Annotated in this window: 13 protein-coding genes; 4 read left to right on the plus strand and 9 right to left on the minus strand. The window is 50.2% G+C overall.

The window, feature by feature from the left end; genetic code table 11:
• Positions 1-31: 31 nt before the first annotated feature.
• Positions 32-1,453, minus strand: a complete 1,422-nt coding sequence (rlmD, locus tag IPN95_13300) for a 23S rRNA (uracil(1939)-C(5))-methyltransferase RlmD (protein MBK9450356.1) — start codon at positions 1,451-1,453, stop codon at positions 32-34.
• A 199-nt stretch (positions 1,454-1,652) separates the two neighbouring features.
• Positions 1,653-2,990, minus strand: coding sequence for an MFS transporter (locus IPN95_13305; protein MBK9450357.1), 1,338 nt, complete (start codon positions 2,988-2,990; stop codon positions 1,653-1,655).
• Positions 2,991-3,102: 112 nt separating this feature from the next.
• Here IPN95_13305 and IPN95_13310 point away from each other — a divergent pair, with 112 nt between their 5' ends.
• The gene (locus tag IPN95_13310; GenBank protein ID MBK9450358.1) at positions 3,103-4,752 is read left to right on the plus strand and encodes a M1 family metallopeptidase; all 1,650 of its coding nucleotides are present in this window, start codon (positions 3,103-3,105) and stop codon (positions 4,750-4,752) included.
• Between the two features lie 155 nt (positions 4,753-4,907).
• On the opposite strand, the gene IPN95_13315 is transcribed toward IPN95_13310, so the two are convergent.
• The 7 genes from IPN95_13315 to IPN95_13345 all read right to left on the minus strand — a co-directional run bounded on the left by IPN95_13315 (position 4,908) and on the right by IPN95_13345 (position 12,454).
• A complete protein-coding gene (locus IPN95_13315) occupies positions 4,908-5,399 on the minus strand; it encodes a DsrE/DsrF/DrsH-like family protein (GenBank protein MBK9450359.1) in 492 nt (163 codons plus the stop codon).
• Between the two features lie 18 nt (positions 5,400-5,417).
• Positions 5,418-5,726 (minus strand): TusE/DsrC/DsvC family sulfur relay protein, encoded by a 309-nt coding sequence (locus IPN95_13320; GenBank protein MBK9450360.1) that lies wholly within the window; start codon positions 5,724-5,726, stop codon positions 5,418-5,420.
• A gap of 15 nt (positions 5,727-5,741) precedes the next feature.
• The gene (locus IPN95_13325; GenBank protein ID MBK9450361.1) at positions 5,742-6,980 is read right to left on the minus strand and encodes an NAD(P)/FAD-dependent oxidoreductase; all 1,239 of its coding nucleotides are present in this window, start codon (positions 6,978-6,980) and stop codon (positions 5,742-5,744) included.
• 803 nt (positions 6,981-7,783) lie between these two features.
• Positions 7,784-8,569: a DUF2807 domain-containing protein gene (locus IPN95_13330; GenBank protein ID MBK9450362.1), complete on the minus strand. Its 786-nt coding sequence runs from the start codon at positions 8,567-8,569 to the stop codon at positions 7,784-7,786.
• A gap of 198 nt (positions 8,570-8,767) precedes the next feature.
• Positions 8,768-10,858, minus strand: a complete 2,091-nt coding sequence (locus tag IPN95_13335) for a hypothetical protein (GenBank protein ID MBK9450363.1) — start codon at positions 10,856-10,858, stop codon at positions 8,768-8,770.
• Positions 10,818-11,849 carry a FecR domain-containing protein gene (locus IPN95_13340; GenBank protein MBK9450364.1) on the minus strand — a complete coding sequence of 344 codons (1,032 nt, stop codon included), beginning with the start codon at positions 11,847-11,849 and terminating at the stop codon, positions 10,818-10,820. Before IPN95_13340 ends, IPN95_13335 begins: the two co-directional genes overlap by 41 nt.
• 56 nt (positions 11,850-11,905) lie before the next feature.
• Positions 11,906-12,454 carry an RNA polymerase sigma-70 factor gene (locus IPN95_13345; protein ID MBK9450365.1) on the minus strand — a complete coding sequence of 183 codons (549 nt, stop codon included), beginning with the start codon at positions 12,452-12,454 and terminating at the stop codon, positions 11,906-11,908.
• Positions 12,455-12,549: 95 nt separating this feature from the next.
• Between IPN95_13345 and IPN95_13350 the strand changes: the two genes are divergently transcribed.
• From IPN95_13350 to IPN95_13360, 3 genes are all read left to right on the plus strand, one after another.
• Complete coding sequence (locus IPN95_13350) at positions 12,550-12,867, plus strand: hypothetical protein (protein ID MBK9450366.1); 318 nt, start codon at positions 12,550-12,552, stop codon at positions 12,865-12,867.
• Between the two features lie 153 nt (positions 12,868-13,020).
• Complete coding sequence (locus tag IPN95_13355) at positions 13,021-14,715, plus strand: ATP-binding cassette domain-containing protein (GenBank protein MBK9450367.1); 1,695 nt, start codon at positions 13,021-13,023, stop codon at positions 14,713-14,715.
• Positions 14,716-14,720: 5 nt separating this feature from the next.
• Positions 14,721-16,082 (plus strand): HlyD family efflux transporter periplasmic adaptor subunit, encoded by a 1,362-nt coding sequence (locus IPN95_13360; protein MBK9450368.1) that lies wholly within the window; start codon positions 14,721-14,723, stop codon positions 16,080-16,082.
• Positions 16,083-16,084: the final 2 nt, after the last annotated feature.

The raw sequence follows: 16,084 nt of genomic DNA on the forward strand, positions 1-16,084 counted from the left end.
GCTACAAGTTCTTTTCCAGCCGCCTTCATGCTCAATTCTCCGAACGCAATTCCAGCAAAACAACATTTTCCACGTGGCTCGTCTGCGGGAACATGTCTACCGGCTGCGAAATCAAAACGTCGTATTTCGCGCTGAGCAATTGCAAGTCGCGCGCTTGCGTCGCCGGATTACAGCTCACGTACACAATGCGCGGCGCCGCGATTTCCAACAATTGTTGCACCACAGGTTCGTCCATGCCCGCGCGCGGCGGATCGGTGACGATGACGTCGGGACGGCCTTCGCGAGCCACAAATTCGGGCTTCAAAATGTCTTTCAAATTGCCGGAATAGAAGCTCAAATGATTCAATCCGTTCAACTTGCAGTTTTCGTAGGCATCCTTGACGGCGGAATCGACATATTCCACCCCTACCACCTTGTCTGCCAAGTCATTGATATAGATCCCAATGCTGCCTGCACCACAATACAAGTCGTAAATAATCCCTGTTTTTTCGCCGACGAAGTCCCGTACGACATCGTACAGGCGCTTGGCTTGTGTAGTATTGGTTTGAAAAAAACTTGTCGGGCTGATGCGGTATTTCCAAGGGCCCAAATGCTCAATAATTGACGCATTTCCCTTCCAAATACGTGGCTCCAAATCCGAAAAGGAGTCGTTCATTTTGGGATTGAAGATCCAGAGCAAGGACGTAATCTCCGGAAATTTGGCCGAAAGATGTTCAAAAAGGGCATTGACCGGTTCGATATCATCCTCTGCGACCAAAACCAGGACCATCAATTCGCCCGTTCCTTCACTTGTGCGAAACAAAACATTGCGGTAATAGCCGGTATGCGCCTTGATGTCGTACCATGTATCCTTGCGTGCACGTGTAAAATCACGGATTTCATTGCGGATGGCGTCGATCGCAGGCAGGTGCAAATGGCAGGTTTCAATCGGTATAATCTTGTCAAAAAACCTTGCAACATGGTAGCCGAGAGCGCCATTCCATTCGATCGGTTCACCCTTTTGCATTTGCTCGGCCGGGACCCATTGTTTGTTGCTGAAGGTGAATTCGACTTTGTTGCGGTAATTAAAGGGCGAAAGGCAACCCAAAATCGGCCGCGCCTCCCCTACCTGCAGATGCCCGATGCGGCGCAAGGCCTCGGTGACTTGCCGCTCCTTGTAAAACAGCTGCTTTTCGTAGCTCAAATTTTGCCATTTGCAGCCGCCGCAATCCCCAAAATGCTGACAGGTCGCCGCCACACGGTCTTCGGAAGGTTTGATCATCCGCTCGACGACGCCAACGGGAACCTTTTTTTCCTTGCCCGTCACACGCACGTCCACCAAGTCCCCCGGCACCGTTTTCTCCACAAAAACGACAAATTCGTCCTTGCGTCCAACGCCTTTGCCTTCGTGGGTGCAGTCGACGATGGGAACGGCTTCGACGATGTAGTGTTTCTTTTGGGGTTTTCTGGACATTTTCCGAACGATTTTGGGGGGCAAAAGTACGAAGAAATTGGTCGGATTGGGCGAAATACGGTCTGCGGTTGAAGAATTCAGATCAACCCAAAACGCCCCTTGCTTTTAGTCAGCCGGAGGCTGAATGCAGCATCGGCGTTGTGGCGGGACGCCACCGCCTCTTCTATCTCGCCACCGCCTCTTCAATATCGCCACCGCCTCAATCCACCTCAAAGTAGTTCAAGTCCTTGGAAAAGGTTTCCTTGACCATCAAAATCGCGAAGAGGGCGAGGCCCATGCAGACGCCGCCGACGATCAGCGCGCTCCAGATGCTGCTGTCCAGCCATTTGGCGAGGGCGGCGAAGCTCAGCGTGATCGGGACGACCGCACCACGAACGAAGTTCGGGACCGTCGTCGTCACTGTGCTGCGAATGTTGGTGCCGAATTGTTCGCTGGCAATCGTGACAAAAATGGCCCAGTAGCCGGTTGCCGTGCCGAGGAGGAAACACATAAAATAATACATGTTGGGACTGATGCCATTCGAAAAGAAGAGGAACAGCACCATCAACAAGGTACTCATGCCTATGAAAATCATGACCACTTTTCGGCGGCTACGCATGAATTGGCTCAGCAAGCCACTCATCAGGTCGCCGAAACTGAGCCCGAGATAGGAAAACATCACGGCCGAGCCGTTGGTAATCGTCGCTTTTCCGGCCGCATCGACCAAGCCCAAGGCGGGGGCAAATGTGTCTTGCGAGAGCGACACGAGCACCCCGATGATAAACCAAATCGGCAAGCCGATCATAATGCAATACAAGTATTTCAGCAGGTTGGCACGACTCCGAAACAGCATCAGGAAATCGCCTTTCTTCACCTTATTGGAGCTTTTCATGTCCTTGAACATGCCCGATTCGAGGGTTCCCGCACGCAAAAACAGCAAGCCGAGTCCCAGCAAACCGCCCACGATGTACACCACCTGCCAGTTTTGGAAAGCGTAGCCGGTCAATTCGGTGAGGCCGCGCGCCATGGCTTGTCCATTGCTGCCGACCAAGGCGGCAAAAACAGCTCCCATTGCCCCGAATGTCACAATAATCATGGTACCGTAGCCGCGTTTTTCCTTGGACATCGTCTCCGAAACGAGCGTGATGCCTGCGCCCAATTCGCCAGCGAGACCGATACCTGCGATGACGCGAACAGCCGCATAGACATTGATGTCCAAGGTGAAGGCATTCACGACATTCGCCAGGGAATAAAGCAGAATGGAGCCGAACAGCACGGATTTCCGGCCTTGTTTGTCGCCCCATATTCCCCAAAGCAGGCCCCCGAGGAGCATGCCGGTCATTTGCATATTAAAAAGGTAGATGCCGGTTTCCTTGAGTTGATCGGGCGTCCAACCCATGTTTTTGACGGCATTGATGTATTCGAGGCTCTCCTTTTTGACGACGTTGAAGAGTACGAGGTCATAGATGTCGACGAAGTAGCCGAGCGAAGCCACGATGATGAGCATCCATTGTTGCCGCTGCGAAAACCAAGCCCTGTCTTTTCCTAGATCTTCCATAGTTGTCGAAAAATGCAAAAACCTGAGCAAAAAGCAAGAAAAACCCCTTGTCAGCGTTGAGATTTTCGTTGCTTGGCCGAAATTGGATTATTTTCGCAGAAACTTCGATACAATGCAAAAGCAGTTGTTTGTCCTTTTCCTCGCGTTGCTGACCGTCGGGACAGCTTGGAGCCAATCCGCAAATTTCTCGCGTGCAGATAGCCTTCGCGGGAGTCTGCGGCCGGAACGCACCTGCTATGACGTGACGTTTTACGACCTCAAAGTCAAGGTTGATCCCACGACGAAGGCCATTTCGGGCAGCAATGAGATCCATTTCAAAGCAATCGCGGACTTCAGCAGCTTGCAGGTTGACCTGTTTGAGAACATGGGGCTTGACGAGGTGACATTCGAAGGGAACACGCTCAAAACCCGACGGGATGCGAATGCTGTTTTCATTGATTTTCCAAATCCGGTGAAAGCGGGACAATCGGGAAAAATGATGGTACGGTATTCCGGGACGCCGACTGCAGCCGCGCATGCGCCTTGGGATGGCGGGTTTGTCTGGGAAAAGGACAGCAACGGCAAACATTGGGTCGGTGTCGCCTGCGAAGGTACGGGTGCAAGCCTTTGGTGGCCGAACAAGGATTATCTGGGGGACGAACCGGATTCGATGCGGATCACCATCACCGCGCCCAAAGACCTGAAAGCAGTCGCCAATGGCAATCAGCGCAGCATCAAGGACATCGACGCCAATTGGACCGAAACCGAATGGTTTGTCTCCTACCCCATCAACAATTACAACGTCACGGTCAACATCGCCGACTACATTCAAATTCACGATACATTCCAAAATGCGTCCGGCACGCATGATCTCGACTACTATGTATTGCGCGAAAATGAGGCCAAAGCCATCAAACAGTTTGCGCAGGTCAAGCCCATGATGCGCGTTTACGAACGCCGCTTTGGCGAATATCCCTTCTGGAAAGACGGCTACGCCTTGGTCGAAACGCATTATTTGGGCATGGAGCACCAAGGTGCGGTCGCCTACGGGAATCATTACCGTCCCGGTTACGACGGCTACGACCCCCTGAACCTGAAATTCGACTACATCATCATCCACGAAACCGGCCACGAATGGTGGGGAAACAGCGTCAGTTGCAAGGACCACGCCGAACTGTGGATTCACGAAGGCTTCTGTACCTATGGGGAAGCTGTTTATGTCGAGGCCCTGTGGGACAAAGCCACAGCGATCCGGTATTTGCTCAATCAACGCCCAAATATCACCAACATGAGTCCGATTGTGGGTCCTTTGGGAGTTAATTTCCAGGATTGGGCGGGCTCAGACATGTATTACAAGGGCGCTTGGATGTTACATACGCTTCGCAATCAGGTGAATGACGACAAACTTTGGTGGGAAGCGCTCCACGATTTTGCCGTGGCATTCAAAATCAAAAACACGGATACGCAAGAGGTGATCGCTTGGTGGAACAACAAACTGGGCAAGGATTATACCTGGCTTTTCCGCGAATACCTTTACCATGCCAAGGCGCCCGTTTTGGTTTACGAAGCCAAGGCAAAAGGCAAAAATACCCAACTGAAAGTCCGTTGGGAGGCGAGCGAACCCGATTTCAGATTGCAGGTTCCGGTCGTTTTGGCGAATGGGGATTTGCAGTGGATCAGCCCTACGACCAAAAATCAAAAAATCACCGTGCCTGTGGCCTTTGCTGATTTCAAAATTGATGGCACTACTTGGTATGGGAAAATGCGGAATCTGAAAAAATAGTCTCCCGCCCCGAACGAATTTGACACTAGATTCTGTTCAAAAGTACAGTCCGAGCAAACATCGTTCACTCGGACTGCAATGAATTGGGATTGTAACACCGTTGACTTCGCAATGCAATTCTGCATCTACGAATAGTTTTAGGCAGGGTACGATTGTCAGACAAAGAGTATTTGACAACCTGCATCCCGTCCACGATTGTAGAAATCTCCGACCGTAAGCACGCCATCAAGATTGTCGATGAGGTCAGACTCTTTGAGGTGAAACATTTCCATCGCAAGCTTGCATGCCCAAAGCTTTACGCCGGAGGCACTCAAAATTTCCAGGAATTCACCCACGCCGGGCATGTCTAATTTGTCCATCTCTTTTTTGAGCATGGTTGTCGCCAAAGCCTCCATGCCGGGGAGCCCACCGAGCAATGTTGGTATGTGCATGGCTGGATTTCCGACCGTAGCTACATGCAAATGCTCAAGCTTGCTTCTTTGAATCGCCTCCAAACCGAAGAAAGTAAAAAACATCTCCGCTTCAATGCCTTCAGACCGGGCGCCATTGGCGAGGATGAAAGCAGCATATACGTTGTCAAGTGTGGCTTTGGAAAGGATGATGAGCATCCGTTTCAATCCACCTTCGTTGCCGTTGTTCTCGTTCATACTATTGGAATTTGAAAATTAAATACAGCTTGCGGGCTTTGGAATTCCGGCAATTTTGGATGCCGTTTTCAGTGGGCCTTGGGGAAAAAGGGCGTAAAACTCTTTGATGTCGACTACGCCACTGCCTCCCACCTTCCGGATGCTGAGTGCAACGTTGTTTTGGTGTTCCCTCTGAAGCCACTTCAAAACTTCCCAATGCCTTGGCGTCAGCGCAATATTGGACTCTGCTGCCAATGCCTCACTGACTTCCGGGGTCCATTGCGCAAAGTTGGTCAGGTATCCTTCCTGATTTACACTGATTACTTTTCCTGCGATTGTCTTTTCCATAATGATATTTTGCACTTAATCGAAATGTTTTCCTGATTCCTGCATGGTGGTGGACACGAATGGAATGTGGGTGCCTTTGAGCAACATATTCCAATAAATCCACCTGAATGCCATCTTGCCCATATGGTTCATCCGGCTCTCCTTGAGCAACCGCAATGGACCGACTCCCGGAAAGGGAAATGTACCTTCCACCGGCTCGTGGGTGTAATTGAAGTCGATCAGCAAGGCTTTGCCGTTTCCTGTTTCGACAAAACAGTTGGCGTGCCCGTCAAAATCTTCCTTCAAAGGCTCTCCTTTGGTATATCGAATGATATTCTCCGTCAAAATTTCTGCTTCAAAGTGGGTTACCGAACCTGCTTTTGAAGCCGGAATGTCGGTGGCATCGCCCAATACAAAAACGTTGGCGAAAGCCTTGGATTGCAAGGTACCTTTATTCGTAGGGATGAAATTCAATTCATCTCCCATTCCAGACCTTGCGATCATCTCATCCCCTTTGTTGGTCGGGACCGTTACGAGCAAGTCAAACTCCAATTCCCGTCCGCCATAGTCCACGATCTTCTTTGCGTCATTGTCGACATGCTCGATTGCAAAATCGGACTCGATGTGAATGTTTTTGTCGGTGAGCAGGTGCGTCAAGGCCTCGGTGGCTTTGGGTTTTGTGAATGCGCCGCTCAAGGGGGTGACATAGGTGATTTCGACCTTGTCACGCATGTGCTTGTTCTTGAAGAAGCTATCTGAAAGGAAAGAAAATTCCAATGGAGCCACGGGACATTTGATGGGCATTTCAGTCACATGGACGAGCAATTTGCCGCCTTCCCAATTTTTGAGTTTGTCTCTGAGGGCAAGCGCACCTTCGAAGGTATAAAAGTCAAAAACGGATTTCTGCCATTCCTTTCCTTTCATTCCCTCGGTTTCTTCCGGAGCGATTTTGCAACCCGTGGCAATAATCAAGATATCGAAATGCAAGCGATCGCCATTGGTCATCAAGACGTGGTTTTCAGCTGCGACAATCCGGTCAATCCGATCTTTGATCAGGTTCACACCCTCCGGAATGAAGTCGGCAATGGGTTTGATGATATCTTCAGGACCATAGATCCCAAACGGTAAAAACAAATATCCGGGCTGATAATAGTGTCCCTCCCGTTCGTCGACGATGTCGATTTCCCAATCGTAACGTGGCAAACGCTGCCGAAGATGGTTGGCCATCATCGTGCCTCCCGTTCCAGCTCCCAATATCAATATGCGACCTTTCATACAATTTTTGATTTCGATGACCAAATCTATCGGCCGAGGAATGCCCCAAATTTGACCCGTGACAGGTTTTTGAATGACTATCATCAGGAATTGCATCAACTTCGGCACGGGCGTACGAGGTTATTCTTGCAACATCCTAATCCACAGGCAATTGCGAAGTGCCCCTTTGACAGTTTGATTCTGTAACTATGGTTACATAAAGGTGAACTTTTGGATAGAATCAACGAGGGATTGGCTGGCCCTTGGTTCACGACGACAAGATTTGACAACGACAGAAATGGGCTAATACCGGGAGCGTTGCACGATTTCATTTTCGTCGATTCTTCCGCGTCTGAAAGATTCTGCGGCAATTGCAACCTTTTCGGCACTGGAAAGCGTCATCACTATAGGCTTGATTTGAGGAATAATTATCGATTTAGTGAACAGGCCGGGAAGGATTCAGCCATGAGAAGCTACCTGCGCATCCAACAGGATTCGAGGATAATTTTCCCGTAAGAATCCGCTTGGAATAGAAGCAAACGAGGCCCAACCTGCAATCTGGCATTGCGTAAACAGAGGTATGAAAACGCCACAAGATTTGTCCAACTTGCTTATTACGTCCAGCGGTCTGTTGGTTTTGCTGGCAGAACGCGATTTTGAAATCATGGGTGTCCGCGAAAATGGCGGCGACCTCAGCTTCAAAGTCCGAACATAATTGAATACAGTCATTGATTTGACTGCGTAGCTTTAGAATAGATTCGTTCAAAATAAAAAAGGCATCCGCGTGATTACGGATGCCTTTTTCATTTGGGTCTTGCGACGAATCAATCGACGTGCTGAACAGTTCCGGAGCCGGTGGTTGTCACGTTGACGGTTGGGGTACCTTTGTAACGGACATTGCCCGAACCTGAAATATTCACCGTCAGACTTTGTGCTGCATTGATTTCGCAGTTACCTGATCCTGAGATCGTGATACTTCCTGTTTGTGCAAACAAATCAAAGGCGAAGATGCTTCCTGAGCCAGTAATTTCAGCATCCAACGATCCGGCCAATCCCCGCAAACGCGTATCACCACTGCCGGTGATACTCGTATGCACGTCCTGCGCTTGTGTATACAAGCTAATGTCTCCTGAACCCGCAATGCTCGTCTCGACATGCGTGGCATTTGCAAGCAGTGAAATGCTGCCGGAACCCGCAATGGAAACCTTCAGGTTTTCTAGGCCTACAAAGGTGTCGGTTCCGGTGATGCTCCCGCTGCCGGCAATCGTGGCTTCTTTGAGTTCTGGAATTGTAATCTCGATGCTCAAATCCCCTTCTTTGCGTACACAATCGTCGAATTTGATTCGCCATACGCCATCTACTACGTTGCGCTCGATGTTGTCAATGATGTTTTGCGCTCCGGTGATTTTCACCTCTTGCACGTCGCCTTTGTGGATGACCACATCGCTCGCAATATCAAGCCGCACTCCTTGAAATTCGGGAACTGGAATGGTGACGGTAACATTGTCTCCTTTTGGGGCCATACAAAACGGACCGCCGTTGCAACCTGCAATTGCCAAGGCCAAGATGACCACAAGCATGGAAAGGGAACTAATTTTCAAATTTTTCATCTTATTAATCTGATAAATGAAATACTGGGTTTTGCTCTTAAGACAATTGAAATGCTGGATACCCGTATTCATGTTTCAATTATTTTTTAAAATTTTTAAGCCTTGGGAAAATTCGAATAAAAGCACACAATCATGAATCATCCGAATCATCCAAAAACCTGATTTTAGTCATGAAATATCAAAGCAATATCCTGAAGATCAACCCTTCTCTGCGTTGTCTTCGGATGGCTTTTTATACAACAATATACGCAATCCAGCTTGGTAGCCTAGCCACATTTGGGTGCGTGTACGTGCGCCATCGTTGCGCCAAATCGGATTTGCACCCAAATCGGATTTGAATTCGCCGAGGCCGTTTTGTGGATTGGTAATTTGGAGGTTCAGTGCGGCGCCGCCAAACAATTCAATGTGATCGCCGAGCGGAATTCCAAGGCTGAGGCGGGTCGGAATCCACAGATTTAACCTTCCCGGCCCAAGGGCCTCTTCAATCACGTCGTTGCAGGTCGCTTCCAAGCCGATATTCAGCGGTCCCAATTGCACCGAGGTACCCAAACCTGCGCCGTAGGTCAAGGCAAAATGCCCGGGGCCAAAGCGGTAGCCTGCCGTGAGAATATTGTAAAATTGGCTACGGCCCGTTTTGTAGCTAATGGCTGCTTGGGCCACGTCATTCGAAGAAATCTCAACAATGCGGTAACCCTTTTTGACGAGATTGACCAAGCCGATCAAGGCGCCGCCGACCGAATCTGCGATGTTGACCAAGCCAATTTGGCAACCGTTGACGATTTTGGCTTTGTTGACAATGCCGGCGATTTGGGATTTTGCAACGTTGCCTTTGGCGATATTGGCGATGCCTGCAATCTGAAATCCGCCGACGTCACCGTTCGCGTGGTTGGTGATGCCGCCGATTTGGAATCCGCCGACATTGCCGCGCGAAATATTATTGATTCCGCCCAATTGAAAGCCTGCGACATCTCCGGCAGCATAGTTGGAAATTCCGCCGATTTGAAATCCGCCGACTTTACCCTTGGCTTGGTTGAAAATTCCGCCGATTTGGAAGCCGCCGATGTTGTGACCGAAATTGTAAATCCCGCCGATTTGAATCTTGTTCACGTCTGCCGGCACGTAGTTGACCATCCCTGCAGCTTGAATTCCGCGGACGGGATTGGGCACGTAGTTCATGATCCCTGCAACCTGCAGTCCATTCACTTCGCCCTTGACGTAGTTGAGAATGCCGCCGACCTGCATCCCTTTCACATTCCCCCCGACAATGTTGACCAAGCCGCCGACTTGCACGCCTTTGACATTGGCGCGGTCGATATTGGCCAAGCCGCCGACTTCCAAGCCATTGACGCCGTTGGCGTAGCCTGCAAGGATATTGATGGAGATGTTGTTGTCCATGCCGCCGCTGAGCAGCTTGTTGGTCCCGATCGCCGGCACAAGCGAAATCTGAAAGGGAAAACTCTCGAGCCTTTGGGCGATGTTTTCGGCAAGGAATCGCTGCTTTTCGGGGACGAACAATTCGACCAAAGGCAAGGATTCCTGCGCCTTGAGGCCGACGCTTGTGACCGGGCGCGATGCCAAAGGGTTCGCAAAACCGGGAATCGGCTGCAAACCAACGGTCAAGCTACCCATCCGGATCGGATTCACGACCAATACCGTGTCGCGGTAGCCTCTTTTGCTGAAGGACAATTCGACCTGATGCAAGTTGCCGGGAACAGTGATGGCATAGTGCCCTTGCGGATCGGTGAGGACGGAAGTGCGTTTGGCGGTTTCAAAAACGGTGGCAAACCGCACTTTTTCGCCGGAAACAGCATCGATCAAATAGCCGCTGATGTCGCGGTTTTTGGGCATTTCCTCGATTTTGGACAATGGCTTCGTCGCGCGAATCACGATGTGGTTTCCGACCGATTGCGATTCGAAGCGCGGCCCCAGAAGCATTTCATTGACCACACGCACATGCTGATTGCGCACATGCAGGCTCAGCACGCTGTCCAACGGCAGAATTTTAGGATTATAGGAGTAGCTGAACCGCCCTTGCTGCTCGACTTGGGCCAAGGCGTCGTCCAACCTGCTATTCTCAAGGTCCAGGCTGATGCGGCGGTTCAACGGATTTTGCTGCGCCAAAAGGACATTCGAAGCGCAGAAAAAGAGGAGAATGAACCCCAAGCAAAGGCGAAATGGTATTCTAGCCAACCCATTGAAGGATTGTTTGGCCGGCAGCAGAATCCCATGGAAGAAATCCGAATTCAAATCAATTGCAGCCTGCTCCTTGAAGTTGGTAGTGCTTCTCATCGCGGATGATCTCAAGATTAAACGTGGCTGCAATCACCTCGAGTGCAGCGGCAATGGAAGGCTTTTCAAACGTGGTGGTGAGGGCGCAGCGTCCGACGGCATCATTGCCGAGTACGATACTGTCGCCGAGAACCGCATTCAACTTTGCAACGACTTGCGTCAATGGCTGATCGCGGAAGACTAGCTTTTTGGTCTTCCAAAACAAGGCGTTTTCCACCTCGCCCTGCTCCTGCCGGATGCGCTTGGCCTTGCCGTCGTAGCTTCCTGCTTTGCCGGCCTGCAACAGCAGCTTTTGCCGTGGCTTTCCCTCCAAACTGTCGGCTTCACTCAATTCGACCGTACCGGTTTGAACGTCGACTTTGACGTTGTCGCCGCGTGCGCTCAAATTGAACGAAGTCCCGAGCACCCGCACATCCGCCGCGCCGGCATGGATGCGAAACGGATGTTGAGGATCATGCGCAACTTCAAAAAAGGCTTCGCCTTCGAGCTGCACCTGTCTTTCCTTGCCGGCAAATTTCAGCGGGTAGGTCAATCGGCTGTGTGCATTGAGGGTCACCATCGTACCGTCGGGCAGCGTATCCGTGAGCAAATAGTCCCCGGAATCCAGCGTGGCGAGTTGCGTCTCGGGTAACTTGGAGTAATGGTTGAGCACGAGCACCAAGCCGATGCTCACGACAAAAGCCACGGCAGCAGCAATCCGGATGAACCACATCGTCGGCGAACGGCGCACCATTTTGCGAATCTCGGCCGACTTGACATCCTCGATATGCATTTTTACACGCTCCCAAGCGGCCTCAACATCGACGGGCATCGGCTCCCCGGCATCCATGGACTGCAACCAAATTTCCTGCAAGGCCTCCAGAATCCGCTCATTTTCAGGCGAAACTGCCAACCATTGCTCCACCAAGCCGATTTCCTCCGTTGAGCATTCGCCCCCGAGGTACCTGCCGAGCAGTTCATAGTTGACGCCACCTTCGTTCAAGCCTTCCATTGTTTTCACCTTATAGACAACGTTGCGTTCCGATACCCGTATCCGTTTTATTCTTTTTAATGAAAAAATTCAATTCCCAGCCAAGCGACCATCACGGGAAGCCATTCAGCCAGAATTTGCCGCAAGATTTTTAATGCCTTCCCAATCTGTACCTCGACCGTTCGGGGCGAAAGCTGAAGTTTGGCGGCAATTTCATCGTATTTCAATCCTTCGAATCTGCTCATCTTGAAAATCTCCCCGCATCGATCGGGCAATTCATTGATTGCCAATTGAATTCGCGCTTGCAACTCAGCGGCCTCCAACTCCTCCGACGGCTCGGGCGCCATCTGCACGGGAAGGTTGCGCGCGTAGTCAGAATGCCGATCCCGGACGTTTTGGTGCTTCAGGTGGTTGAGACAGCTGTTGCGAATGGCCGTGAAGAGATAGCTGCGAATGGAATTTTCAGGATTCAGACTTTCCCGCTTGTCCCACAATTGCGTAAACAGCTCTTGCACAAGCTCTTCGGCAACGACGGCATCCTTCACAAATTTGCGCGCAAAACCGCAGAGGATGCCATAATGCTCCCTGAAAAGACCTTCGAAGGCACTTTCATCTCCAGCCTTTATCAGCGAAAACTTATCTTTTTCGTCGGCAGTCAAATCGGGGTGATCATGCGGCAAACCTACGCAATTCCCAGAAATTCGCGTATATCGCAATTGAAATGATGGAAGTGAACGCGATCAACAAGGCTGTAAAGGAGTTACTGGACAAATTGGTCACGGATCTTCCCGGCTATCGGTGGGATTCGTTATGTGCCTTCAGTGACGGGATGGGAAAAACCTTGATCGAGTTGAATATTTTCCGTCGTGATGGTCAAGAAGCTGCGGGTCGCATTGCCTATCAATTGGAGACGGGCGAAGTTCACAGGTTTCAATACACGCCGATCAAGGACAATGCGCCCGAAATGATCGTTGACTTTTTGCTCGACGTTTACAATTTTGAGAAGCGGATGTCGGATGCAGGTGCTAGCCTTTGTTGAAAGGGGGCCTTGCTGTATTTTTGCACCAAGATCTGTGAGCTGATCAGATTCAATTTTCAAAATTTTGAAGAATTGTTTAAACACTATTCATGTTTGAAAGTTTACATCCAAAAAAGATAGCTTTACTATCAACACAAAACTAAAGGATACTTTATGGCTGAATACAGCTCGAGTTCAAACGGAGGCATGAGTCCACTGCGGCGGTTTGGGCGGCTTGTCTCCACCGAACGTAGAGACATCATCAACATTTACATTTTTGCAATCTTTGCGGGATTGATCAGCCTGTCGCTTCCCTTGGGAATTCAGGCAATTTTCAATTTCGTGAGCGGAGGTGCAATCACCACCTCATGGGTAGTGCTGGTTGCAGTCGTGATCATCGGAGTACTCGGTAACGGTTTGCTTCAGATTGTGCAAATTTTCATCACGGAGCGCATTCAACAGCGAATTTTCACCCATAGTGCATTCGAATTTGCGTACCGGTTGCCAAGGATGCGGGTGGAGTCCCTGCGCGGTCAATATGCACCGGAGCTTGTGAACCGATTTTTTGACACGTTGACGATTCAAAAGGGATTCAGCAAAATCTTGCTTGACTTCAGCACCTCGTCTCTGCAGATCGTCTTCGGCCTGATTTTGCTCTCCTTCTACCATCCCTTCTTCATTTTGTTCAGTCTGACCTTGCTCGGCTTGCTTGTGCTCGTGATGCGTGTTGCAGGACCTTACGGACTTCGGACGAGCCTGGAAGAATCCAAGTACAAATACAAAGTGGTGTTTTGGCTTGAGGAAATGGCGCGGGCAATGGAGTCCTTCAAACTTGCAGGAGCTACGCGACTTCCATTGGAAAAGACCGACAAGATGGTTGGGAATTATCTCGATGCACGCAACAAGCACTTTAAAGTCTTGGTCGTAGAATATGGCGTTATCCTGGCTTTCAAAGTGTTGATCATTGCTGCGATGCTGATCATCGGCAGCTTGCTGGTTTTCTCAAATGCCCTCAATGTCGGGCAGTTTGTAGCCATGGAGATCGTGGTGATTCTGCTCTTGAATGCCGTGGAGAAGCTCATTTTAAGTGTGGAGAACATCTATGATGTCTTAACGGCCTTGGAGAAGATCGGGAGTGTCACCGACCTTCCCCTTGAATCGGAAAAAGGTGAATTGGTACCGTTTGCGGAGGGCCCACAAGGCTTGTCGTTGAGTTTGGAGGGCGTTAGCCTTCAATTTCCCGACCAACGCTATGCGGTGCTGGACAAAATCAATTTGAAGGTTGCTGCAGGCAGTCGCACCAACATCGTCACGACGGACGACAGCTTTGTGGCCCACTTTTTCAGGCTGCTCACAGGATTTTACAACGGTTATCAGGGCACCATCACCTTTAATGGGTTGCCCTTGCAAAACATCAACCTCGAGGATCTGCGGCACCACATTGCAGGCTATTCGACACTTCAAGAAATATTTGAGGGAAGCCTGCTTGAAAATATCACACTTGGAATCAAGGGAGTGACCGTGGAGCGGGTGATCGGATTGCTGCAAGCGGTGGGCTTGGAGGAATTTATCGGAGAAGAACGCCTTGGCTTGGATAGCCCCTTGCAATCCGGGGTCAACGGTTTGCCTGAAATCGTAAGGCGGAAGATCATTTTAGCAAGAACGCTTGCAACCCACCCCTCACTCCTGCTGCTCAATCAACCTTTTGAGGGATTGAACTTCGCCGAAAGACAATCGTTCATCGCCTATTTGGACAAACATCTGAAAGGAAGTACGGTAATTTTGGCCACTTTCAGACCTGAAGATTGCCAATTTGGGCAGGAGACTTACATTGTTCATCAACATTCCCTTCACAGCTCCAACATCTGACAGTCATGCTCAACATTTCAACTGAAAGAATTGCACATCGGGTTGCGACCGAAAACTTGAAGTCGATCGCACGTGTTTCGCCCGAGCGACGCACAAGGCAAATCGCAATGGTGGGCCTGATTTTTGTCGGCGTTGCCGTCTGTCTGATGTTTGTGCCATGGACACAAACAATTGACAGCCAAGGCGCCATCACCACGCTGAAGCCTGAACATCGCCCACAAACCATCCATAGCACGATTGCCGGTCGCATCGAGCGCTGGTATGTGCAGGAGGGTGGGTTTGTCAAAAAGGGAGACACCATCCTGCACCTCTCGGAGATCAAAGACGACTATTTTGATCCGCAGTTGCTCGGTCGTACGCAGGCGCAGATTCAGGCAAAAAGCTCGTCTGTGAGCAGTTATCAAGGCAAGGCGGGCGCACTCGATCGTCAAGTGGCTGCCTTGGTTGAAAGTAGAACCATCAAACTGCAGCAGGCCAACAACAAGATCCGGCAATCAAATCTGAAAATCGCGAGCGATTCCATCAGCTGGCAGGCCGCGAAAACGAATCTTGACATCGCGGAAAAGCAATATGAGCGTATGACGCAACTTTACAAAGCAGGCCTCAAATCGCTCACGGATCTGGAATCCAGGCAGTTGAAATTACAGGAAACCCAGGCCAAGGCGATTGCCGATGAAAACAAATTGCTTACGAGTCGCAATGAATTGCTCAATGCGATTGCTGATCTGCGTGGCATTGAAAATGAGTACGCAGACAAAATTGCCAAGGCGCAAAGTGACCGATTTGAAGCCAATTCGGGACAATTTGAAGCTGAAGCCAATGTAATGAAGCTTGAGAACCAATATAGCAATTACGAAAGAAGGCGCGACCTGTATTTTGTCACCGCCCCCCAAACGGGGTACATTGCCCGTGTGCTCGTGCCGGGATTGGGCGAGACCATTAAAGAAGGCGAAGAACTTGTCAGCATCATGCCCGCAGAGTCTGACTTCGCAGTCGAATTGTATGTACTTCCCCGGGACCTTCCCTTGGTGCACAAAAAGGATCAAGTACGACTGATTTTTGACGGTTGGCCAGCATTGGTGTTTTCGGGTTGGCCCGGCGCATCGACCGGTACATTTGCAGGAGAAGTCCTCGCCATCGACAAATTCATCAGCCCAAATGGCAAATACCGGGTTCTTATTTCGCAAATCCCGGGTGAAATTCCATGGCCGACTGCCCTGCAATTTGGATCCGGTGCCAAAGGCATGGTGATGTTGCACGATGTCCCCATTTGGTATGAACTCTGGCGAAGGATCAATGGCTTTCCGCCAACTTTTTACAAAGGTCTCACGGCCGAAGGCACCGAAAAATCTAGCAAAGAAAAATGATC

Source organism: Bacteroidota bacterium (assembly GCA_016718825.1).
In the GTDB taxonomy this organism is placed as follows: Bacteria; Bacteroidota; Bacteroidia; order J057; family JADKCL01; genus JADKCL01.